General features: G+C 80.6%; 1 pseudogene. It reads left to right on the top strand.

The annotated features are described in order from the left end of the window. Positions 1 to 571 (top strand): annotated as a pseudogene (locus CTKZ_RS21925) (hypothetical protein); the annotation flags it as partial. Positions 572 to 722 lie beyond the last annotated feature (151 nt).

Raw genomic sequence — 722 nt, 5'->3', positions numbered from 1 at the left:
CGGCGCGGCCGCCGACGACGGCACGTGCTCGGGCGTCGGCGGGTTCGGGGGACCGGGCGGTCGCGGCGGCGGCACGCCCGACGGCGCACCCACGGGCCTGCCGACCGACCTCCCGTCCGGAGCCCCGCGGGGCGGCGACGGCGAGCGCCCCGACGGCGCGCCGACCGACCTGCCCTCGGGGGCCCCGACGACGCGCGCGTTCGGCGGCGTCGTGGGCGGGCAGGTCACGGCCGTCTCCGGCGCGACGCTGACGGTCTCCGTCACGACCGGGCCGGGGGCGTCCGACGACGACGCCTCGTCCGACGAGCCCGTCGACCGGCAGGTCGTCGTCTCCGACGCCACGACGTACACCCGGACCGTGGACGCCGACGCGTCCGCGCTCACGGTCGGTCGCTGCGCCGCGGTCCGTGGCGAGGCCGACGACAGCGGCAAGGTCGCGGCGACGTCCGTGCAGGTCAGCGACCCGACCGACGGCGGCTGCACGTCGGCCCTCGGCGGCACGGTGATGCGCGGCGGCCCCGGCGGCATGCCGGGCGGGCCCGCCCAGGACGAGGAGGGCAGCGATGCGTGACGCGACCCGGCCCGCTGACGACGCCGCCGTCCCGGGTGCCGCCGTCGTGCCCGGTGCCGGTGCCGCGCCGCGCCCGTCGCTCGCACGTTCGGCCCGTCGCCGTGCCCGCCGTCGCACCGTCGCGCTGGCCACCGCCGGAGCCGTCGTGCTC

It is taken from the genome of Cellulomonas algicola, from assembly GCF_003851725.1.
GTDB lineage: Bacteria > Actinomycetota > Actinomycetes > Actinomycetales > Cellulomonadaceae > Cellulomonas > Cellulomonas algicola.
This window is presented reverse-complemented; position numbering and strand designations above follow the sequence as displayed.